This window comes from Hydrogenophaga sp. A37 (assembly GCF_002001205.1).
In the GTDB taxonomy this organism is placed as follows: domain Bacteria; phylum Pseudomonadota; class Gammaproteobacteria; order Burkholderiales; family Burkholderiaceae_C; genus Hydrogenophaga.
Map to the genome: position 1 here is coordinate 23917 of NZ_MUNZ01000085.1, position 22266 is coordinate 46182.

20 protein-coding genes and 1 pseudogene are annotated in these 22266 nt (G+C 63.1%); 1 reads left to right on the forward strand and 20 read right to left on the reverse strand.

Annotation, left to right across the window (positions count from 1 at the left end):
• Positions 1-27 precede the first annotated feature (27 nt).
• The 19 genes and pseudogenes from B0E41_RS07990 to B0E41_RS08080 all read right to left on the reverse strand — a co-directional run bounded on the left by B0E41_RS07990 (position 28) and on the right by B0E41_RS08080 (position 19353).
• Positions 28-1413 (reverse strand): adenylosuccinate synthase, encoded by a 1386-nt coding sequence (locus tag B0E41_RS07990; protein WP_077330552.1) that lies wholly within the window; start codon positions 1411-1413, stop codon positions 28-30.
• Between the two features lie 13 nt (positions 1414-1426).
• Positions 1427-2599 carry an ATP phosphoribosyltransferase regulatory subunit gene (locus tag B0E41_RS07995; protein WP_077330649.1) on the reverse strand — a complete coding sequence of 391 codons (1173 nt, stop codon included), beginning with the start codon at positions 2597-2599 and terminating at the stop codon, positions 1427-1429.
• A gap of 67 nt (positions 2600-2666) precedes the next feature.
• Entirely contained in the window at positions 2667-2864 is a 198-nt protein-coding gene (locus tag B0E41_RS08000) for a DUF2065 domain-containing protein (protein WP_077330553.1), read from the reverse strand.
• Positions 2865-3749 (reverse strand): protease modulator HflC, encoded by an 885-nt coding sequence (gene hflC / locus B0E41_RS08005; RefSeq protein WP_077330554.1) that lies wholly within the window; start codon positions 3747-3749, stop codon positions 2865-2867.
• A 26-nt stretch (positions 3750-3775) separates the two neighbouring features.
• Positions 3776-5158 carry an FtsH protease activity modulator HflK gene (hflK, locus tag B0E41_RS08010; RefSeq protein ID WP_077330555.1) on the reverse strand — a complete coding sequence of 461 codons (1383 nt, stop codon included), beginning with the start codon at positions 5156-5158 and terminating at the stop codon, positions 3776-3778.
• Between the two features lie 32 nt (positions 5159-5190).
• The gene (hflX, locus tag B0E41_RS08015; RefSeq protein ID WP_171984704.1) at positions 5191-6345 is read right to left on the reverse strand and encodes a GTPase HflX; all 1155 of its coding nucleotides are present in this window, start codon (positions 6343-6345) and stop codon (positions 5191-5193) included.
• A gap of 117 nt (positions 6346-6462) precedes the next feature.
• Positions 6463-6732, reverse strand: a complete 270-nt coding sequence (gene hfq, locus B0E41_RS08020) for an RNA chaperone Hfq (protein ID WP_077330557.1) — start codon at positions 6730-6732, stop codon at positions 6463-6465.
• 61 nt (positions 6733-6793) lie between these two features.
• Positions 6794-8137, reverse strand: coding sequence for a ribosome biogenesis GTPase Der (der, locus tag B0E41_RS08025; RefSeq protein ID WP_077330558.1), 1344 nt, complete (start codon positions 8135-8137; stop codon positions 6794-6796).
• Between the two features lie 52 nt (positions 8138-8189).
• Positions 8190-9281, reverse strand: coding sequence for an outer membrane protein assembly factor BamB (bamB, locus tag B0E41_RS08030; protein WP_253194684.1), 1092 nt, complete (start codon positions 9279-9281; stop codon positions 8190-8192).
• Between the two features lie 59 nt (positions 9282-9340).
• Positions 9341-10015 carry a tetratricopeptide repeat protein gene (locus B0E41_RS08035; RefSeq protein ID WP_077330560.1) on the reverse strand — a complete coding sequence of 225 codons (675 nt, stop codon included), beginning with the start codon at positions 10013-10015 and terminating at the stop codon, positions 9341-9343.
• A gap of 54 nt (positions 10016-10069) precedes the next feature.
• On the reverse strand, positions 10070-11365 hold the full coding sequence (gene hisS, locus B0E41_RS08040) for a histidine--tRNA ligase (protein WP_077330561.1): 1296 nt from the start codon (positions 11363-11365) through the stop codon (positions 10070-10072).
• A gap of 45 nt (positions 11366-11410) precedes the next feature.
• Entirely contained in the window at positions 11411-12709 is a 1299-nt protein-coding gene (ispG, locus tag B0E41_RS08045) for a flavodoxin-dependent (E)-4-hydroxy-3-methylbut-2-enyl-diphosphate synthase (RefSeq protein ID WP_253194686.1), read from the reverse strand.
• Positions 12706-13590: a RodZ domain-containing protein gene (locus tag B0E41_RS08050; protein WP_077330562.1), complete on the reverse strand. Its 885-nt coding sequence runs from the start codon at positions 13588-13590 to the stop codon at positions 12706-12708. The genes ispG and B0E41_RS08050 overlap by 4 nt, the downstream gene beginning before the upstream one ends.
• The gene (gene pilW, locus B0E41_RS08055) at positions 13583-14467 is read right to left on the reverse strand and encodes a type IV pilus biogenesis/stability protein PilW (RefSeq protein ID WP_077330563.1); all 885 of its coding nucleotides are present in this window, start codon (positions 14465-14467) and stop codon (positions 13583-13585) included. The genes B0E41_RS08050 and pilW overlap by 8 nt, the downstream gene beginning before the upstream one ends.
• The gene (gene rlmN / locus B0E41_RS08060; protein ID WP_077330564.1) at positions 14464-15600 is read right to left on the reverse strand and encodes a 23S rRNA (adenine(2503)-C(2))-methyltransferase RlmN; all 1137 of its coding nucleotides are present in this window, start codon (positions 15598-15600) and stop codon (positions 14464-14466) included. The genes pilW and rlmN overlap by 4 nt, the downstream gene beginning before the upstream one ends.
• A gap of 21 nt (positions 15601-15621) precedes the next feature.
• Positions 15622-16047 carry a nucleoside-diphosphate kinase gene (ndk, locus tag B0E41_RS08065; RefSeq protein ID WP_077330565.1) on the reverse strand — a complete coding sequence of 142 codons (426 nt, stop codon included), beginning with the start codon at positions 16045-16047 and terminating at the stop codon, positions 15622-15624.
• Between the two features lie 110 nt (positions 16048-16157).
• Entirely contained in the window at positions 16158-17459 is a 1302-nt protein-coding gene (locus B0E41_RS08070; RefSeq protein ID WP_077330566.1) for a pseudouridine synthase, read from the reverse strand.
• Positions 17460-17628: 169 nt separating this feature from the next.
• Positions 17629-18132: pseudogene (gene scpB / locus B0E41_RS08075) on the reverse strand (SMC-Scp complex subunit ScpB); the annotation flags it as partial.
• 192 nt (positions 18133-18324) lie between these two features.
• Positions 18325-19353 (reverse strand): RluA family pseudouridine synthase, encoded by a 1029-nt coding sequence (locus B0E41_RS08080; RefSeq protein ID WP_253194688.1) that lies wholly within the window; start codon positions 19351-19353, stop codon positions 18325-18327.
• A gap of 42 nt (positions 19354-19395) precedes the next feature.
• On the opposite strand from B0E41_RS08080, the gene B0E41_RS08085 reads away from it, so the two are divergent.
• Positions 19396-20190 (forward strand): outer membrane protein assembly factor BamD, encoded by a 795-nt coding sequence (locus B0E41_RS08085; RefSeq protein WP_290440842.1) that lies wholly within the window; start codon positions 19396-19398, stop codon positions 20188-20190.
• Here B0E41_RS08085 and B0E41_RS08090 read toward each other — a convergent pair.
• Positions 20162-22165 (reverse strand): ATP-dependent DNA helicase, encoded by a 2004-nt coding sequence (locus B0E41_RS08090; RefSeq protein WP_253194692.1) that lies wholly within the window; start codon positions 22163-22165, stop codon positions 20162-20164. The two genes, B0E41_RS08085 and B0E41_RS08090, sit on opposite strands and share 29 nt — an antisense overlap.
• Between the last annotated feature and the right edge of the window lie 101 nt (positions 22166-22266).

Here is a 22266-nt window from a genome sequence, read left to right on the forward strand (position 1 = left end):
GTCATTCTGCACCAAAGCGTTCAGCGCTCAAGCAACGAACGGATGCTTCAGCAAAATCGTGTGGTCGCGGTCCGGACTGGTGGACACCACATGAATCGGCACGCCAGTGGTTTCCTGGATGCGCGTCAGGTAGCGCTGCGCATTGGGCGGGAGCTGCTCGTAGCGCGTCGCACCGACCGAGGTTTCGGTCCAGCCTGGCAGGGTTTCGTACACCGGCGTGCAGCGCGCGATGTCTTCCGCGCCCATGGGCAGGATGTCGATGATCTCGCCGTCAAGTTCGTAGCCGGTGCAGAGCTTGAGCTCGGTCAAACCGTCGAGCACGTCGAGTTTGGTGATGCACAGACCTGAGAGGCCGTTGACCTGGGCCGAGCGCTTGAGCAGCGCGGCGTCGAACCAGCCGCAGCGGCGGCTGCGGCCGGTGGTCACGCCCTTCTCGGCGCCGACCGTGGCCATGTGCCAGCCCGGTGTGCCTTCCTTTTCCCATTCAAGTTCGGTCGGGAAGGGGCCACCGCCCACGCGGGTGCAATAGGCCTTGGTGATGCCCAGCACATAGTGCAGCATGCCCGGACCAACGCCCGAACCCGCGGCCGCGTTGCCGGCCACACAGTTGCTGGAGGTGACGAACGGGTAGGTGCCATGATCGATGTCAAGCAGCGTGCCTTGCGCGCCTTCAAACAGCAGGTTGGCACCGGCCGCGTTGGCGTCGTTCAGTTCGCGCGACACGTCGGCGATCATGGGCTTGAGCAGTTCGGCTTGGGCCATGGCCTCGTTGTAGACCGGTTCGAACTGGATCTCGCCGTCTTTCATATAAGAGGCCAGTTTTTCGTCCCAGGCCATGTCGGCCGAATGCAGCCAAGTCTTGAGCACATGGTTGTGCAGGGCCAGCAGCTCGCGCAGCTTGGCGGCAAAGCGCTCGGGGTACTTCAGGTCCTGCACACGCAGGGCACGGCGGGCTATCTTGTCTTCGTAGGCCGGGCCGATGCCGCGACCGGTGGTGCCGATTTTTTCGGTGCCCGCCTTAACCTTCGCGGCTTCGCGCGCGATGTCGATGGCAGCATGGAACGGCAGGATCAGCGGGCAGGCTTCGCTCACGCGAAGACGCGAGCAGACTTCAACGCCGGCTTTCTCCAGCCCGGCGATTTCTTCGAACAGCTTGCCGACAGACAGCACCACACCGTTGCCGATGTAGCATCTCACGCCCGCGCGCATGATGCCGCTGGGGATCAGGTGCAAAGCTGTCTTCACGCCGTTGATGACCAAGGTGTGGCCCGCGTTGTGGCCGCCTTGAAAGCGAACCACGCCCTGGGCGGACTCCGTCAGCCAATCCACCAGCTTGCCTTTGCCTTCGTCGCCCCACTGCGTGCCCACAACCACCACGTTGCGCCCCGGAGTGGCGCTGCTGTTCTTGCTCATTGCTTGTTTCCGTTTAAAGAGATTTCACTGTCCAGGCACCCGCTTGTGTCGGATCGGACACCAGTTCGCGGTCGCAGTGGAATTCATTGACTTCGTGTTCGTGGCCAGGCAACACGCAGACCACCGTGTGGCCTTCGGCGCGCAAGGCGGCCACCGATTGACGCAGTCCAGGCGCCATGCCCCAGGGCGCTTGGATGGCTGCGACCAAGGGGCGCGGGGCCACGGATGACACGAGCTCCTTGATGTCGAGGCTGAACCCCACGGCGGGGCGCTTGCGCCCAAACACCGCGCCCACTTCGTCGTAGCGGCCGCCCCGAGCCAATTCGGTCGCGGCGCCCTGCGCGTCCTGTGCGAATACCGCAAAACGCATCCCGGTGTAATAGGCGTATCCGCGCAGGTCTGCCAAGTCCACCGACACGGTCATGCCCTGTCCTTGAGCCTGACTGGCCAACCAGACCAAATCGTCCAGGGCCGCGTGCAACGCAGGCGAAGGCGCCAACCGGGCGCGGGCCTCGGCCAGAACGCCCTCTCCACCGAACAGTCCAGGCAGTGCGCAAAGATCTTGTCTCACCCGCTCAGGCAAGGACTCGGCGAGCTGCTTCAGCGAAGCGACATCTTTGCCCGCCAACGCTGCGTGGATCTGCCGGGTGTGATCTGCGTCGAGGTGCACAGGGGCCAGCACAGCATCAATCACGCGCACATCGGCCAAGTCCAGCAGAAGGGACTGCACCCCGGCATGGTGCATGCAAGCACGCGCGAGCTCGACCACCTCCAGATCGGCCTCCAGCCCGGCATGGCCATAAATCTCGGCCCCGAACTGCAATGGCTCCCGACTGGCGAGCGGACGATCAATGCGCGTGTGCACCACCGGGCCGCAGTAGCTCAAGCGAGCCACACCCTCGCGGTTGAGAAGGTGGGCATCAATGCGAGCAACTTGTGGCGTGCTGTCGGCACGCAGGCCGAGCGTGCGACCCGAGAGCTGATCCACCAGCTTGAAGGTCATGAGATCCAGCGCTTCGCCGGTGCCGGTGAGGAGCGATTCGAGATGCTCGACCAGGGGCGGCATGACCAGCTCATAGCCGTAGCCTCGGGCTGTGTCCAGCAAGCCCCGGCGAAGTTCTTCGATGTGACGGGCCTCGGAAGGCAAGACATCGGCAATGTGATCCGGGAGGACCCAGGCAGACATGGGCATTGTGGGGGCTGTTAAAAACGTGATTTTACCGGGACAGCGGAACCGCCCTGGCGGACGGCCCTCAGGCCATCCACCACCAGAGCAACGCGCCGGCGATCAGGCAGATGAGTCCGAAGAAACGAACCTGGCCATCGTTCAGTTTCAGCATCTCGCTGAACATGCGGCGCCAGGCGCCGGGCGCCACAAAAGGCATCAAGCCTTCAAACACCAAGACCAGCGCGAGCGCGGGCCAGAACACATCGGCGAGCGACGTGTCCACTCAGCGAGCGACGTTGCTGCTGCGCATGGCCTTGAAGAAATCAGACGACGGGTCGATCACCATCACGTCGGACTTGCCCGCGAAGCTGGCCTTGTAGGCCTCCAGGCTGCGGTAGAACTGCGCAAACGCAGGATCGCGACCAAAAGCCTCGCCATAAAGACCAGCGGCCTTGGCATCGGCCTCGCCCTTGATGGTCTGCGCCTGCTTGTAGGCCTCCGCCAGAATCACTTCACGTTGGCGGTCGGCATCGGCGCGGATCTTTTCGCCCTCGGCGAAACCCGTGGACCGCAACTCGTTGGCCACGCGCTTGCGCTCGGTTTCCATGCGCTGATACACCGACGCGGTGATGCTCTCGGCATAGTCCACGCGCGTGATGCGCACATCGACCACGTCCATGCCCCAAGGCTGTTCAGCGCCCTTGACCGCCAACAACACCTCTCGCTTCACGTCTTCCATCAGCTGCTCACGGCGGGTGGACAGCAACTCATTGAGCGTGCGCTTGTTCACTTCCTGCTGAAAGGAGTTGCGAACCACACGGTTGAGCTGCAGCGCTCCAGCGCTTTCATTCAAACCAACGTTGCGGATGTACTGCTGCGGCTCACTGATGCGCCAGCGCACATACCAGTCGATCACGACACGCTGTTTTTCCGCCGTCAAGGTGGGTTCAGTGTCGCTGCTTTCCAGCGTGAGCAGACGCTTGTCGATGTACGACACGTTTTGGACCAGTGGAATCTTCCAGCCCAGACCAGGTTCGGTCACGACTTTCTTGATTTCGCCGAGCTGGAACACCACGCCGAACTGGCGCTGGTCCACGACAAAAAATGTGGCACTCAGAAACGCCAGGGCCACCAGGATAGAGGTGGCAATGAAGCCAAGCTTGTTCATGTGTCGGTCTTTCCGTCGGCCGCGGTTCAGCGGCTCTCACGCTCGCGCGAGCGGGCGTTGTTGGTCGTGCTGGTGGTCGGTGCCACGGGCGATGGCGCACTGCTGGACGAAGCAGGGCTCGCAGGAGCTGCCGCCGCTCCACCTTGCGCGGTCATCTGCATGATCTTGTCCAAAGGCAGATACAGGAGGTTGGAGCCGGCCTTGGTGTCAACCATGACCTTGGTCACGTTCGAATACACCTGAGCCATCGAATCGGTGTACATGCGATCCCGCGTCACCTGCGGCGCCTTCTGGTACTCGACCAGCACTGATCGGAAACGTTGGGCATCGCCATCGGCCTGCCCGACGATGCGGGCACGGTAGCCCTCGGCCTCTGCGCTCAAGCGCGATGCGGCACCGCGGGCTCGCGGCACCACGTCGTTGGCATAGGCCTGAGCCTCGTTCTTGGCACGGTCACGCTCCTGACTGGCTTTGAGCACATCGTCAAAAGCGGCCTGCACCTGTTCGGGAGGACGCACATGGGTCAGGTTGATGCCTTCGACGACGACACCGACCTTGTAACGGTCCAGGATGGTCTGCATCAGCGCACGCACACGCGGAGCGATCTGGTCGCGTTCTTCCACCAGGGCCGCGTCCATCTTCATTTTGCCGACCACCTCACGAACGGCGGTCTCAGCGGCCTTGAGCACGGCCGCATCCGGGTCGCGGCTCTCAAAAAGGTAGGCCCGAGCATCGTTGAGGCGGAACTGGACCACAAACTTGATGTCGACAATGTTCTCGTCAGCCGTCAGCATCGACGACTCGCGAAGACCGGTTGCGGGCACGATCGCGTCGCGCCCCACATCGACCGAGCGGAGCTGTGTGACGAAGATGGTTTCGTGGCGCTCGATCGGGTACGGCAAACGCCAGCGGAAGCCGGCGCCCGCCGTGCTACTGAACTTGCCAAAACGCGTGATCACGGCCTGCTGGCCTTCCTGCACGATGAAAAAGCCGGTGCCCAGCCAGATCAGCAATGCCACGACAGCAATCAATCCGGCACCGATACCCGCAGATTTGGGACTGGGATTGAAACCGGGTGTACCTCCCCCGTTGCCACCCCGGCCCGATCCACCACCCTTGCCACCCAGCAGGCCTCCGAGCTTGCGATTGAAGTCGCGCCAGAGCTCATCCAGATCAGGCGGTCCCTGGTTGGGTCCCTGTGGTGGGCGTTGGCCGCGCGGGGGCTGACGGGGCTCTGGGTCGCGCTCAGGCTCAGCGCCCGCCTTGGGCTCATTTTCACCACGTGCTGGCTCGTCACCGCGGCCCCAACGAGGATCATTCAGATTGAACACGCCCAGCCAGCGACGAAGCCAGCTTGACGAATTGTTGCTGTTCGCGCCACTGGGCGCGGATTCCAGATTCACATCCATGGATTGCCAACTCTTCTTTCGAATCAAAACCATCACATTGTGCCCATTCCAGGGAGCAAGTCCTGCGCACCGGTCAAGTCGCGCTCATCGTCAGGAAGGGCTTGGGCTGGTCTCTCCGCCAGAACAACCGATGACAACAACGTGCGCAAGTCCGGGAGACCGGCTCCGTTCAATGCGCTCACGAAGATACGAGGCACACTCTGCCCTTCGAGTTCCATCAAGTCGCTCAGTACCAAGGGCTGAGTGGCAGGGTCCATCACGTCCAGTTTGTTGAACACCAGTATCTGTGGAACCTGGTCTGCGCCAATGTCTTTCAGAACCCCCATCACCGACGCGATCTGCTCCAGATGAGCCGGATTGGAAGCATCTACAACATGCAACAACAGATCGGCATCGGCCGCTTCTTGCAGCGTGGCCGCGAAAGCGTCGACCAACCCGTGGGGCAGGTCGCGAATAAAACCCACGGTATCCGACAATGAAACCGAGCGCCCCGCCTCTCCGAGATAAAGCTGGCGTGTGGTCGTGTCCAGCGTCGCGAACAACTGGTCGGCCGCATAGGCACGAGCCTTCACCAACGCATTGAAGATGGACGACTTTCCGGCATTGGTATAGCCCACCAATGAAATCGAGAAGGCTTCGCGTCGTTCCCGCTGGCGCCTTTGGGTGGCTCGTTGCTTTTTGACCTTTTCCAGCCGCTCTTTGGTGCGCTTGACCGCATCATTGATCATGCGCCGATCCAGCTCGATCTGCGTCTCACCCGGACCGCCGCGCATGCCGATACCGCCACTCTGGCGCTCCAAGTGGGTCCAGCGGCGCACCAGCCGTGTCGACAAATACTGCAGCCGCGCCAACTCCACCTGCAATTTTCCCTCATGACTGCGGGCACGTTGTGCGAATATCTGGAGAATCAGCAAGGTCCGGTCGTTGACCGGCAGTCCAAGCTCCCGCTCCAAATTACGTTGCTGCGCCGGGCTAAGCGCTTGGTCAAACAAGACCTCGCTGGCACCTGTGGATTGGGCCAACGTCCTGATTTCGTCAGCCTTTCCGGAACCCACAAACAGTGCCGGATCGGGCGCTCGGCGCTTGCAGGTGACCCTCTCGGCGACTTTAAACCCTGCGGTTTGCGCAAGCAGACCCAATTCCTCGAGCCCTCGATCGAAATGGGGGCCGCCCAGATCCACGCCCACCAAGATTACCGATGGGGCAGTAGAAGATGTGGATACGGAGGGATTCAAATCAGATCCGCCCGATGGAATGGCGGGCAAGGCGCACACAGCACCAGCCCATCACAATACGAGGCCCGATCAAGAGGCCGCAGCTTCGTCCGGACCGACGGCAGTGAACTGCACCGGACGACCCGGCACGATGGTGGAGATGGCGTGCTTGTAAACCATTTGCGTGACGGTGTTGCGCAGCAACACGACGTACTGGTCAAACGATTCGATCTGACCCTGCAATTTGATGCCGTTGACCAGATAGATCGACACGGGCACATGTTCCCGGCGAAGCTGGTTCAGGAAAGGGTCTTGCAAGAGCTGGCCTTTGTTATTGCTCACGATATGCTCCGTGTTCAAAAGAAGTTGATAGGACGTGAACCATACCACACGCCTGCCGGTCGGCTGGGGTTGGCCCAGCTCAATCCGCATCCTTGAAGGGGTTGTCCGCGGTCTTGAACTCGATGCGAAGCGGCGTACCCACCAGATCAAAGGCTTTGCGGAAGCGCCCTTCGAGGAAACGCTTGTACGCATCAGGCACGTGCTGCAACGAGTTGCCGTGAATCACGATCACGGGCGGGTTCATGCCACCCTGATGGGCGTACCGCATCTTGGGGCGGAACATGCCGCCACGGGTCGGTGCCTGGAAAGCCACGGCCTCCATCAGCAATCGCGTCAGCACCGGCGTGGTCATCTTGCGCATGGCCGATGACCTTGCCTGGATGATCGATTTCCACACCGGGCCCAGACCCTGGCGCTTCTTCGCTGAAATCAGGTGCAGCGAAGCGAACTTCAGGAACGCCAGTCTTGTTTCGATCTGGCGCTCGATCTGTTCGCGCTGATAGGCGTCCACAGCATCCCATTTGTTGATCGCCAGCACCACGGCACGCCCACTCTCCAGAATGAAGCCTGCGATGTGCGCGTCCTGGTCCGTCACGCCCTCGGTGGCATCCAGCAACAGCAGCACAACGTGCGCGCTTTCGATGGCCTGAAGGGTCTTGACCACCGAGAACTTCTCGATCGCCTCGAACACTTTGCCCTTGCGGCGCAAACCAGCGGTATCGATCAGTTCAAACTTCTGGCCATCCTTTTCGAACGGCACCGAGATCGCGTCACGGGTGGTGCCGGGCATGTCGAACGCCACCAGCCGCTCCTCACCCAGCCAAACGTTGATCAGCGTGGACTTGCCCGCATTGGGCCGACCCGCCACCGCCAGGCGGATGACACTGGTATCCTCTTCCTCGGCTTCTTCGTCGTCCTCATCGGCCAAGCCGGGTATGGCTTCGAGCGCTGTGTCCAGCATGGAGCGCACGCCCTGCCCGTGCGCACTCGACACCGGAAGCACCTCACCCAGGCCGAGTTCAAAAAACTCCACCAGCTGCAGGCCTTGCGTCATGCCCTCGGCCTTGTTGGCCACCAACACCGTGGGTTTGCCCAACCGGCGCAGGTATTTGGCGATGTCGTGGTCTTGCGCACTGATGCCCGCACGGGCGTCCACCACAAAGATCACGACGTCCGACTCGGCCACGGCCTGACGGGTCTGCTTGGCCATTTCCTTGTAGATGCCGGACTCAGCGGTGGGCTCGAACCCACCGGTGTCAATCACGATGAACTCACGCTTGCCCACGTGACCATTGCCGTAGTGGCGATCACGGGTGAGGCCAGCGAAATCCGCCACGATCGCGTCTCGGGTACTGGTCAGTCGATTGAACAGGGTGGACTTGCCCACATTGGGCCGCCCCACCAAGGCGATAACGGGTTTCACGGAAATAGACTTTCGTTCGGGAACGCAGAAAGCCTGTGTTCTTCAGCAAATATCACTGTGAGCGCCAGGCGTAGACGCCGCCATTGAGCGTCTGCACTACCAGCGCAGGACCAGACAGCACGGGTGCGGCAATGATGGGGGAGCCATCGGTCGTGAGCCGGGTCAGCTCGCTGCCATCTTCTCGAGAGGCAAGATGCACAAGCCCCGTGCCATCACCCACGGCAAGCAGGCGACCCAAAGCCAGGGGAGCGGTCAGTTCACGGAACTTCAAGCGATCAACCTCCCAACCACGGTCCCCTTTGGCACGTTGCCAAGCCAGCAGGCGGCCATCCGCCTCGCTGCCAAAAATATACTGTTCGTCACCATGCACGCCCGTCACACCTTGTGCAGGCTTGCTCCAAAGCAAGCGTCCAGTGTCCGCGTCCACACAACCCACTGCTGAATTGAAAGAGCGGGCACACACCGTGTTGCCAATCCGGCTCACAGAGCCCACCAGATCCACCAGTCGCTCGACCTCGTTGGTGCCACGCGAGTTCGCGATGGACGCCTCCCAACGGACCGTGCCATTCAGGGGGTGCAGACCCACCAAGCGACCCGACAAGCCTGCCACCAGCGTGTCGCCAACAGCCAACAGCACGCCCGATTGACGCAACACCAACGGCTCGCCAGGACGGGCTTGGGTCCACAGCCGAGCGCCGTTCTGGGCATCGAACGCAATGACGCTGCGATCGGCCGCCAACACAAACACACGACGTCCCGCCACGAGGGGTGACGTGAACGAAGCAGCGGGGAGTTGCACACGCCAGCTTTCGCGCCCATCGGTCATGGCTATCAACTGGTTGCCTTGGCTCACCACGGCCGTCGTTTGGCCATCGGAGCCCGCTCCAGTGGCCAACGATGTGCCGAGGTTCAGGCGCCAGACATCGCGCCCGGACGTTGCATCCACGGCGGCCACGGCTCCCTTCGTACCCGCGAGGTACACCCTCCCCTGGTGTGCCCACGGCGCCATCGACGGGGATGAGGGGCCCATCTGGGTTGACCAGATCAGTTGCGCGCTCGCGCGGTTGGCCGGAGGGGCGAGTTCGGCCGGCTTCATCTTGACGGGACCGGACGAACACGCCGCCAGCACCATCACGGCCACCATGGCCACCACCTCACCCATCACGCGCAAACGGCCAAGCTGGATCATGTTACTCAGGGCGCTCAACGCGCCGCCTCGTTGGAGGCTGGTGCCGGGGACACGTCCACGCCCAGCGCCGCCAGTTTCACTTGCACAAGTTGCCGGTACTCATTGCGGTTGCTCAGACCGTCCCATGCCTTCTGGTACTGCGCTTTGGCGTCGTCGCCTTTGCCCTGGGCCATGAGCACATCGCCACGGCGATCCGCGGCCAACGGCTCGTAGGCCTTGGGCATGGGCGCCTCCAGCACCTTCAGCGCTTGGTCAAATGCCTTGCCCTCCAGGTGCACACCGGCGAGCCGCAGGCGCGCCACGGCCTGAAAGGACTCGTCAGAAGACTTTTCAGCCACCCAGGCCAGCGCCACTTTGGCCCCATCGGGCTTGCCCGCGTCAAACAGGCTCTTGGCCGCCAGCAATGCACCTTGAGCCGCATAGCTGGTGCCACCGAAGCGGTCTTTCATGTCAGCCAGTGCACGTTCGATTTTCTCAGCGTCCTTGGAATCGGATGCCCGTTCGATTTCGTCGAACAGGGCGGCGGCCTTGGTGGCCTGGCTGCGCTGCCAGTAGTTCCAGCCGTTCCAGGCGGCAAATCCACCTAACACGGCGATCAACACCCAGGTGATCAGGTTGCCGTATTGGGCCCAGAAGTGTTTGAGCTGGTCGAGTTGTTCCTGCTCTTCAAGATCGAGATGTTGCGCCATGGGTGTCCGGGGAAATTGCTTGAGTCGATTGTAGGTGGTGGACCACGCAGAGGCTCAGGCGCAGCGCAGCGAGAGGCCCCAGGCCAAGACATCGCTCAGCGGTTGGAGCTGCTGAACGACATCGCCGTCGCGGACGCCGCGCAGCGGCTTGACTGCCACCATGCCCTGCTCCAGCTCCTGCGCTCCGAACACAAGGGCGAAACGAGCGCCACTGGCATCGGCCTTTTTGAATTGAGATTTCATACTGCCCATGCCATCGGCGCCGCCTGCGTGCATGGTGACGCTCACCCCTTGACGACGCAGTTCACGCAGAAGGCGCATGGCCGCGGGAAGGGCCGCCACGTCCGGCACCACAGCGTAGACGTCGGGCACAACCGGTTCCGGCAGACGACCTTGCTCTTTGAGCAGCTCCAGAATGCGCTCCATGCCCAAGGCCCAACCCACGGCCGGGGCCGGCTTGCCACCGATCTGCTCGAACAGGCCGTCGTAGCGCCCTCCGGCACAGACCGTGCCTTGAGAGCCCAGCTGGGTGGTGACGAACTCGAACACCGACAGGTTGTAGTAGTCCATCCCACGCACCAGGCGCGGATTGATGCGGTAGGCAATGCCTTGCGCATCCAGCAGCGCACGCAGGCGGTTGAAGTGGTCCAGCGACTCATTCCCCAAAAAGGCCATGAGGTGCGGCGCACCGTTCACCATCGCCTGCATGGCGGGATTTTTCGTGTCCAGGATGCGCAGCGGGTTGCTGTGCAAGCGGCGTCGGGCATCTTCGTCCAGCAGGTCGGCGTGGGCTTCCAGGTAACTGATCAGCGCCGCGCGGTGCGCCTGACGCTCGGCCGGCTGACCCAGGCTGTTGATTTCCAGCTCAATGCCTTCGAGGCCGAGTTCGGCCCAAAGGTCGCAGGCCAGCACGATCAGCTCGGCGTCCACGTCCGGGCCTGCAAAGCCCAGGGCTTCGGCGCCGAACTGATGGAATTGTCGGTAGCGGCCCCGCTGAGGGCGCTCATGGCGAAACATCGGGCCCATGTAATACAGCCGCTTGCCACCGTCGTAGAGCATGGAATGCTCCACCGCCGCGCGCACCACCCCTGCCGTGTTCTCCGGTCGCAGCGTCAGCTGTTCTCCGTTGAGGCGGTCTTCGAAGGAGTACATCTCCTTCTCGACGATGTCGGTCACTTCGCCCAACCCTCGAACGAACAGGGCTGTCGGCTCGACGATGGGTGTGCGCACATTGCGGTAGCCATATCGGCGCATCAGCGCACGCAAGGTCTCTTCCAGCCACTCCCAGTGAGCGGACACAGGAGGTGCAATGTCGTTCATGCCTTTGACGGCGCTCAGTTTCTCAACCATGGATGCTTGTCAGGTGAAGGCGCGGCTTCATCGCCGTGCTGTGGGTCAGGCGGTGGCGCCGAACCTTTTTTCAATATAGTTTTCAACAACCGTCTGGAACTCGGCGGCAATGCGATCACCCCGCAATGTCAGTGCCTTCTGGCCGTCGATGAACACCGGCGCCGCCGGGGCCTCGCCCGTGCCGGGAAGGCTGATGCCGATGTCGGCGTGCTTGCTCTCGCCAGGGCCGTTGACGATGCAGCCCATGACCGCCACCTTCATGTTCTCGACACCGGGATAGCGCTCGCGCCATGCGGGCATGGAGCTGCGCAGGTAATCGTCGATCTGCTTGGCCAGCTCCTGAAACGTGGTGCTGGTGGTGCGACCACAACCAGGGCACGCCGTCACACTGGGCACAAACGCGCGCAGCCCCAGCGCCTGAAGGATTTCCGAGGCGATCAACACCTCCTGGGTCCGTGCCTCGCCGGGTTGCGGCGTGAGCGAGACGCGGATGGTGTCGCCAATGCCCTGCTGCAACAAAACGGCCAGTGCTGACGCCGATGCCACCGCACCTTTGGTCCCCATGCCGGCCTCGGTCAAACCCAGATGCAACACATGGTCAGTGCGCTGGGCCAGCGCCTGATAAACCGCGATCAGATCTTGCACGCCGCTGACCTTGCACGACAGCATGATGTTGTTCGGGTTCAGACCGATCTCTTCGGCCCGGCTGGCCGAATCCAGTGCCGAAGTGATGAGCGCCTCGTACATCACCTGGCGCGCCTCCCAGGGCTCGGCCCGCTGCGAATTGGCGTCCATCAGGCGCGCCAGCAGATCCTGGTCGAGACTGCCCCAATTCACACCAATGCGGATGGCCTTGTCCCAGCGCGCGGCGATCTCGACCATCTGGGCAAACTGGCGGTCACCCTTGTCTCCGCGACCGACGTTCCCGGGGTTGATTCGGTACTTGGACAGCGCTTCGGCGCAGGCCGGATGGTCGGTCAGCAACCGGTGACCGTTGTAGTGGAAATCACCGATCAACGGCACATGAATGCCCATGCGGTCGAGCTGTTCGCGAATGTGCGGCACCGCTTTGGCCGCCTCATCGTTGTTGACCGTGATACGGACCAACTCCGAGCCAGCCTGGGCGAGTTCCTTGACCTGAATGGCGGTACCGATCGCGTCGGCGGTGTCCGTATTGGTCATGGACTGCACGCGCACGGGCGCACCGCCACCGACCGTGACACGGTGCGATTGCCAGGCCACCACGCCCGGACGGCTACGACGAACACGTGGGGCACTGATGGCGATGGGACCGATCAGGCCAGCCTGCGACCCAGCGATGGAGCGATCTGACGGCATGTTCATTTAACCTGGAACCTCGCCACGCTGTTGCGCGCATAAGGCATGACATCAAAGGCCAGTCCACGAACGGTAACCTCTACAGCATCTGCTCGACCCAGCACCACCGAATAGGGCGGAGAAGTCGAAAAGCTGAGGACGTCGCCTGTTTTGAGCATGCGTTGCACCTGGGAAGCGCCCCGGCCGTCCACCACCTCGACCCACGAATCGCCGTTGGCTTTGATGCTCAAAAGACCGCTACCTTCCCCTCCAGCGACGGGTGCTGCCACAGCGGTTTCCGTGCTTTGTGCGACCACCGCTGTAGACGGCGTCAACACCACCTGCTCACCGGTGGTGGCTGGCACGACCGTGGGCGAAGGAGCAAGCTCTGTTGTGGCGGTCTTGCTTTCCGAGGCGGGCGCCTCGTTGGTGTCAGACAAACGGGTCACGACCCCCGAAACGGCATCCATCAACGGCCGCAAGTCCGGCAGGTACATCAGCGCCACGGCGGCCATCACCAACGCCCCAGCCCCCAGCACCGCAGGACGCCGCAGCCATTCCGAGGGTTGCAAAGACAACGACCCCCTGGCCGATCTGAAAGGTGCATTGATGGTGTGCGACGAATCGCCCAGCATCGGTGTACGCCCCGAGGGGATTTGCTCCAGCACGGGCGCAGGATCAATTTTGAGCTGGCGGCAGGCGCTGGAGGCCAATGCGCGGGCAAACGTCATGTCCGGCAGCTCTTCGTAGCGCCCTGCTTCCAGCGCTTCCAGTTTCTTGACGGGCACCTTCAGCGCGGCGGCCATGGCCGCAATGTGCAATCCGGCAGCTTCGCGCGCTTGGCGCAAAAGCACCGGCTGGGTCCCTGGCTCCGCACCGGCTGCATCCGACACCATCGGCTCACTCATTGAACGCCCCCCGTTGGTAAGACGCGTACTCCGGCGAACGAGGGAACCGCCGCTGCAACTGCTGCGCGAGCTGGTCGGCCGCCTGCGGGTTGTTCATGCGACGTTCAACCTTGATGCCCAACCAGAGTGACTCCGCGTTGGCCAGATCGGAATTATTCAGACGGCGAATGTAAAACTGTGCGCGTTTGTCATCGCCTCGTTTGTAAAGCAGAGACGCGAGGTTGTAGCCCGTGATGGGATTGGCCGCATCCAGTTCGTAAGAGCGGGCGAAGCTGCCCTCGGCCTCAGCGAACTGGCCCATTCGGGTCTGGCAGAACCCTTTGGCCATGAGCGTCTTCGCCTGTCCGCCGTAGGCCGGATTGGCCAGCGCGCGGGTAAACAGCTGAATGGCCTCGGCATGACGACCCTGCTGGCAGGCAAACCAGCCGTAGTTGTGCAGCGCATCGGAATCACGCTCATTGATCTGCAAGGCGCGTCGGAAACTGTCTTCCGCCTGGCCCGGCTCGTTCATCCGCATGTAGACCAACCCGCGCAGCACATAGGCAGGTCCATACGCAGGGAAAGCGGCGAGCGACTGCTTGATTTCGTCCAGCGCCACCGATGTCTGACCCTGTTCAAAGTAGCCGGTCGCCAGCTCAAGGCGAATGCGGGCGCGCTTCTGCGCCTCGGGTTCGTCGGACTCGGTGAGCGGCTGCGCCTTGTTGGAGGTGGGCGTTCCAGGCCCGCTTGCACAGGCCGACAGCACCGACAGCAAGATCGCGAGGAGCAGCAACAACAGCCATCGAGCCTCCGCAGAACGCCCGACCAACGGCCCACCATCGGGCCGGGCCAGAAGACCCGGTTTTGCCAAGAAGCGGGTCGGGGTGGCGTGTGTCATTCCTGTTTTTCCTTGGCTGACTTCAAAAAGCGGATCGGCTGAACTGCGGCGCGGCGCTTGGCCACCTGGGTGCGGTCCATCACGTCGCCTGCGAGCTGTCCGCAAGCAGCGTCGATGTCATCGCCGCGCGTCTTGCGCACGGTCGTCACGATACCGGCTGCGATGAGGATCTGCCCGAAGGCCTGGACCACCGGTCTGGGCGAACACTTCAGGCCGGAATCTGGAAACGGGTTGAAGGGTATCAGGTTGATTTTGCAGGGCACACCTCTACCACCATGGCCTTTGATCAACGCCAGCAATTGCGCAGCGTGCTCGGGTTGATCGTTGACCCCGTCCAGCATGCAGTATTCAAAGGTGATGAAATCACGCGGCGCGGCTGGCAGGTACCGCAAGCAGGCGTCCAGCAGTTCGGCGATGGGGTATTTGCGGTTCAACGGCACCAGCGAGTCACGGAGCGCATCGTTGGGTGCATGCAAGGACACAGCGAGTGCGACCGGCACGTCGGCGGCCAGGCGGTCCATCATGGGCACCACGCCGGAGGTGGACACCGTCAGACGGCGTCGCGACAGACCATAGGCATGGTCATCCAACATCACCCGCAACGCCGGAACCAACGCGCTGTAGTTTTGCAACGGCTCCCCCATGCCCATCATCACCACGTTGGTGATGACGCGCTCGGTGGACTTCAGGTGCTCGCGCAGAAAGTGCTCGGCATGCCAGAGCTGCGCCAAGATCTCACCCGTGGTGAGGTTGCGCGAAAAGCCCTGGTGGCCGGTGGAGCAGAAACGGCAACCCACGGCGCAACCCGCCTGCGATGAGATGCAGAGCGTACCGCGGTCGTCTTCAGGGATGAACACAGTTTCCACCGCATCGCCGCCACCCACGTCGAACAGCCACTTGATGGTGCCGTCGGCGGAGTCCTGACGAGAGAGCACCGGCAGATCGGTGATGGCGCAAACCGAGGGCAACTTTTCGCGCAGACTCTTGGCGAGATCGCTCATCTCGTCAAAGCGCGACGCGCCCTTCTGGTGAATCCAGCGAAACAACTGGACGGCGCGAAAGCGTTTTTCGCCCAGCTGCTCGCAAAAGGCGGTCAGGCCCTCAAGATCGAAGTCGAGGAGGTTGACCGTCATGGCATGGTGGACCCGCGCTGATCAACGCGAGTAAACGTTCATGCCGGCGAAGAAGAAAGCAATTTCCGCGGCGGCAGTTTCGGGAGCGTCGGAGCCGTGCACGGCGTTGGCGTCGATGCTGTCAGCGAAGTCGGCGCGGATGGTGCCAGCGTCGGCCTTTTTGGGGTCGGTGGCGCCCATCAGATCGCGGTTCTTGAGAATGGCGCCCTCGCCTTCCAGTGCCTGAATCATCACAGGACCGGAAATCATAAAGTCCACCAGGTCCTTGAAGAAAGGACGGGCCTTGTGAACGGCATAGAACTGCTCGGCTTCGCCGCGCGACAGGTGCGCCATGCGAGCGGCCACCACCTTCAGGCCAGCGGCTTCAAAACGGGCGTAAATTTGACCGATCACGTTCTTGGCGACGGCGTCGGGCTTGATGATGGAGAGGGTGCGTTCGATGGCCATGATGATCCTTGAATTTATGGAATAAAAACGATTCTTGCGCAGGTGGCAAAGCCCTTAATTCTACATTGCTCAAAGCAAAACAATGCCGTGCGCTGAGGGGGAAAAAGCCGTCAGCGGCCTCCGGAACGGCCGCCACCTCCACCACCTCCATTGCGGCGACGACCGCCACTGGGGCCGCCACGGGCGGCACCCTGTTCACGTTGGCGTTGCAAGGCGTCCTGGCCAATGTAGCCAAGGGAGGTTTTCAAAGGGTCGGGCTGGCCCCCGCCCGCACCCTGCCCCTTGCCGCCCTTGCCTTTGCTCGCGGACGTGTCGAACATGCTGCCGCGACGCACGGCAGGCGCATCGCCCCGGCTGCCCGCGGGGTTGCCATAGTTGCGTCCGCCCTGCGGCCCCTGTTTCTTGCCGCGCCCTGGCGTGGCCTTACCGGCCGGGCGCTCGGGGCGCTGGTAGACACCGGCAGCCACCGTCAAGCGATCGATGTCGCCCTGGTCCAGCTCCAGCCAGACACCGCGCTTGAGACCTCGCGGCAGCATCATGGCGCCGTAGCGGATGCGGATCAAACGGCTCACGGCGTGACCCACGGCTTCTAGCATGCGTCGCACTTCTCGATTGCGGCCTTCGCCGATGGTCACTCGGTACCAGCAGTTGGCACCTTCGCCCCCGCCGTCTTCGATGCTGTCGAAGCGGGCCTCACCGTCGTCCAGCCGCACACCATCGAGCAAACGCTGCTTCTCATCGTTGGACAAGGCACCCAACACCCGCACGGCGTACTCGCGCTGCAGGCCAAATCGCGGGTGCATCAGCCGGTTGGCAAGCTCGCCCGAGTCGGTGAGCAGCAACAGGCCTTCGGTGTTCAGATCCAGCCGGCCCACCGACTGCCACTTGCCTTGGTAGAGGCGCGGCAGGCGGCGAAACACCGTGGGCCGGTTTTGTGGATCGTCGTGCGACACCACTTCGCCCGCCGGCTTGTGATAGGCCAGCACGCGAGGCGGTGGCGGCGCGATGCGCACGCGCACCGGCTTGCCGTTGACCTTGATGTTGTCGCCGAACTGAATGCGCTGACCGATGTGGGCCGGCTCGCCATTGACCGAGATGCGCCCCTCCAGGATCAGTTGCTCCATTTCCAGCCGGGAACCCATGCCGGCCTGGGCCAGCACCTTGTGCAGCTTGGGCGACTCGGCCTCGGGCTGCAGCACCCGCTTGGTCGGCAAGGGCAGTTCCTGCTCCTGCTCGGCATCAAACGCACCACTGACCACATCGTCAAAACGCAAAGCCTGTGGCTGCGCCTTCGTGTGCGGGGGGCTCGCGGCTGGCTTGGGCGTTGAATCCGGGGTGGACTCCGCGGGCAAAGCGCCCGCGTCGTTGTTGGACGGTTCAGTCGGGTTGTGAGGGGGTTGCGCCGGTGTCATGGTCGTCCTGTGGTTCGTCCTGTTTCGGGACGGGGATCGCCGGTTCGCCGGCGGTGTCAGGGGTGTTTTCACCCGCGGTTGGAAATTCGTCAGCGGATGGCTCGGCCAGTCCGCTGGAAAGGGATTCAAAGTCGAGACGACCGAGGGCCGATTCCTGCACCTCGTTGCCATCCAGTGGAGGCAGCTGGTCCAGGGAAGACAGCCCCAGATCGTCGAGAAACTGCCGCGTGGTGGCAAACAGCGCGGGGCGGCCCACCGTTTCGCGATGCCCGATCACCTCCACCCAGCCGCGGTCTTCCAGCTGTTTGATGATCAGGGAATTGATCGTCACGCCCCGGATGTCTTCCATGTCGCCACGGGTGACTGGCTGGCGGTAGGCAATGATGGCCAGGGTTTCCATCGCGGCGCGCGTGTACTTGGGTGGCTTCTCAGGATGCAGTCGGTCCAGGAAAGGTCGCAGCTCGGGCCGGCTCTGAAAACGCCAGCCGGTGGCCACCTGCACCAGCTCGACGCCGCGTCCAGTCCATTCGGTCTGAAGATCGGTCAACAGTGTCTTGATCGTGTCCGATGCGACTTCCATGTCGAACAACACCCCGAGCTCTCTCACGGAAAGCGGTTGGGGTGCACAAATCAAGGCCGTCTCAAGGACGCGCCGGGCATCCGTCGTGTTCATCGCTGGCGCCTATAAAAACCAGTTGTCGGTCAAGGGGCAAGAAGTTGCGTACAAGGTCTGCAGGGCTTCATCAGGCCCGGGGCGGACAACAGCAGCATGGAATGGTTCGCGGAGGACCATCCGGGTGGGCTGTGGGGACGATCAGAAATCGCAAAGGGACCCGATGGCGGGCCGCAGGACGCCGGGGTCAAGTCACCCCAGTTGACCTGAATTGTAATGGAGCCCGGCCGCCGTGATGGCCTGGCCCATATCAGCGGGTGGCTCGCAGGCAAACGCCAAGGGAGCGCCCGACACCGGGTGGGCCAGCCGCAGCCGGGCGGCGTGCAAAGCTTGGCGCTCCAGGCCAAAGAGCGAACGCCCGCCGTAGACAGCGTCACCCACCAGCGGATGCCCGAGCCAGGTCAGATGCACTCGAATCTGGTGGGTGCGCCCGGTGTGCAACTTGCAAGCCACCAGACAAGCCTGGTCGGTGCCGTCGAGCAAGCGGATCGAAGTGCGGGCCGACTTGGCGCCCGTGGTCTCGGGCCGCAGCACCGCCATGCGCAAGCGGTTGTGGGGGTCGCGCCCCACCGACTGCTCCACATCCAGCTCAGGCGCTCCTTTCCAGCGACCCTGCGCCAGCGCCAGGTATTCACGATGCACCTCACGGGCGGCAATGGCGCGCACCAGCGCCTCCACGGCCTGGCGGCTTTTGCCCACGAGCATCAGGCCCGACGTGTCCTTGTCGAGCCGGTGGACGATGCCCGCCCGTGGCAGAGTCGATGCGCCTGCGTGATGCGCCAGCAAGCCGTTGAGCAAAGTGCCACTCCAATGCCCGGCCGCCGGGTGCACCACGAGACCGGCGGGCTTGTGAATCACCAGCAGATCCGCGTCTTCGAACACCACGTCCAACGCCATGGGTTGCGCCACAAAGGCCATGGTCTGCTGCGTCGGGCGCAGCTCCACCTGCAAACGATCCCCCACCGACACCTTCGCCGACGGCTTGAGCGCGGGGGCGCTGCGCCACACCACGGCGCCGTCACCCATGAGCAGCTGAAGATACGAGCGGGAGAATTCCGGAATCAGCGCCGCGAGGGCACGATCAAGCCGCCAGCCGTGCATGGACACGGGCACCTCGCAATCCCGGACCTCGACCACCGCCAGGCTTTCGTCGGCATCGCCCTCCCCCTCGGAAATGCCCAGCTCGGTTGCACCCCCCGTCGATATAATTTCTGCTGCCAAGACCTGTGTTCCTGTTGTGAAGGTGTGCGTGTGAAGCTTAGTTTGAGATTATCGGCTGTGTCGTTTTGCGCGCTGTCCATGGTGGTCGTTGTTGCGGGCTGCAGCAGCACTCCCGTGGACCCCACCAAGGACTGGAGTCCCAACAAGATCTACAGCGAAGCCAGCGATGAGCGCGAGGCAGGCAATTTCGACAAGGCCATTGGTCTGTACGAAAAACTCGAGGGCCGTGCGGCCGGTACGCCCTTGGCCCAACAGGCCCAGCTCGACAAGGCCTACACCCAGTACAAAGGTGGCGAACAGGCACAGGCACTCGCCACGATCGAACGGTTTCTGCGCTTGCATCCTGCCAGTCCAGCGCTGGACTACGCGCTGTACCTGAAAGGCCTGGTCAATTTCAACGAAAACCTCGGCCTTTTCGGATCGCTGGCGCAGCAAGACCTGTCAGAGCGCGACCAGAAAGCCGCCAAAGAATCGTTTGAATCGCTGCGCGAAGTCGTGACCCGGTTTCCGGATTCGCGCTACGCGCCCGATGCCCGCGCCCGCATGACCTACATCGTCAATTCGCTGGCGCAGTACGAGGTGCATGTGGCGCGCTACTACTTTGGTCGTGGCGCCTACCTCGCTGCCATCAACCGGGCACAAACCGCGGTGAGCGACTACGCCAACACACCGGCCATGGAAGAGGCGCTGGTCATTCTCGTGCGCAGCTACGACGCCTTGGGCATGACCCAGTTGCGTGACGACGCTCGCCGGGTGCTTCAGACCAACTTTCCCAAAAGCGGCTTTCTGAGTGGCGGCGGATCCAGCGTCAGCAGCCCTTGGTGGAAGCTCTGGTGAACGCCATCTGATCGAGTTCTTTCAGCAGTTCCGCCTCGTCCAGCAGGCGGCGCATGGGCGGCATGGCATCCAGCAGATCGTTGCCGTATGAGCGTGTGAGCAGCCGCCGATCAGCGACGACCAGCACGCCCCGATCGGTCTCACTGCGGATCAGCCGCCCAGCACCCTGCTTGAGGGCCAGTGCCGCCTGGGGCAGATAACAGGAACGGAAGGCGCTTCGCCCCTGGGCCTCATGCTGGCGGGCCCGGGCTTCGACCAGCGGATCGTCGGGTGGTGGAAACGGCAGTTTGTCGATCACCAGCAATTGCAGCACCTCGCCGGCCAGGTCCACCCCTTCCCAGAAGGCCATTGACGCAACCAACACCGCGCCGGCGCCATCCCCGTGTGCGGCCGCTCGAAACCGGGCCAGCAGCTCGCGTCTCGACATCTGCCCCTCACACAGCAATTGCAGCGGCTCTCGGGTGCCGTCGCCGACCATCTGCTGCAAGGCCTCCGTCAATCGGGCGGTGGCCCGCAGCGTGGTGGTCAGCACCAGGCTCCGCCCGCCGAGCCGTGTGGCCCACCGGGCCACGGCGTGGGCCAACGCCGGCGTGTGACGTGCGTCGGCCGGATCGGGCAGATCATCCGGCACGTGCAAGGCCAACTGCCGGGCGTGGTCAAACGGGCTCGCCACCCGCAGTGTGCGCATGCGCGGGTGATGCCGCAGGCCCAACGGTTCTGTGAACCAGCCCAGCGCCTCTTCGGTGCCCAGCGTGGCGGACGTGAACACCCAGCTTCGTCCCGCGCCCGCCAGTGCGAGTGCGCTCCCGATGTGCCGGGACGCGTCAATCTGCGTTTGCACCAACACCCAACCCGCAGAATTCGCATCCAACCAGGTCACGTTGTTGGCGTCTTCGGTTGCGCCATCATGGCGGGTCAACTGACCCCACCCCGCCCAAAGATCACGCGCCTGGCGATACAGGCCATCCATCTCGGCCGCCGCCTCTGCAGTCGCCTGAAGGGCGGACACCACCGCGTGCAAAGCCCGGTTCACGGCCATGACCCACGCAAACCAGCGCGCGTCCCTTTGCGCCCCTTGCCAACGATGCCGGCCGGGCGGACAAGGTGGTGACGTGCCAGCTGCCTGATCCAGCACCAGCGCCAGGTGCGCCCATGCGCGCTGGCCACTCGCCCAGCGGGGCGCCTGGGTCAACACGTCCCGCGCAAGCGCGCGCAGCGACCCGCTGCCCACCGACTCGGCCATGAGTTCGACACCGGTCGAATTCAATCGGTGTGCCTCATCAAACACCACCACCTCGGCACGTTCAACAAGACCCGCGAGCCAGGCGCCTTCACTATGAAGGCTGGAGAAAAACAGGTGGTGGTTGATGACCACCCAATGCGCTTGCAGCGCCTCGTATCTTGCGAGGTTCACGTGACACTCATGCCGTCGGGGACAGGCGTCACGCAGACAGTTGTCGCGGGTCGAAGTGATCCAGGGACGCAAGGCCGAGCGCTCATCGAGCCAAGACATCTCGGCCAGATCGCCCCTTTGGGTGCGGCCGGCCCATTGCCGCACCTGCTCAAGCCTCGACCCCAGCAGGGGGTCGATCCCGCGCGAAGGCAAGTCCGACGCTTGTGCGAGCCGGTGCACACACAGGTAGCTGGACCGACCCTTGAGCATGGCCACCCGGACCGGGATGCCCATGGTCCGGGTCAACGCGGGAATGTCCCTCGCGAACAGCTGTTCCTGCAGTGCCTGGGTGGCGGTGGACAACAGCGCGCGACGTCCGCTGTGCAACAGTGGCACCAGGTAGGCCAGCGTCTTGCCGACGCCCGTGCCCGCCTCCACCGCCAGCAAGCCCAAGCCGTCAATGGCCTCGGCCACCGCCACTGCCATCGTCACCTGCGCCTCGCGGCACACAAAACCGGGCGATGCCGCCAACGGGCCATGCGCCGACAGCGTGTGCCGGACCCGCTCGACAGGGGTGGTCAAAAAGGACTCCTTTGCGGATCGCCTGCTTCCGCAGTGGGACCAGCCAAATGCCAATGTGTTCGGTTTTCGTGACAAGCCATTCCGGCGCAGAATTTAGTGGT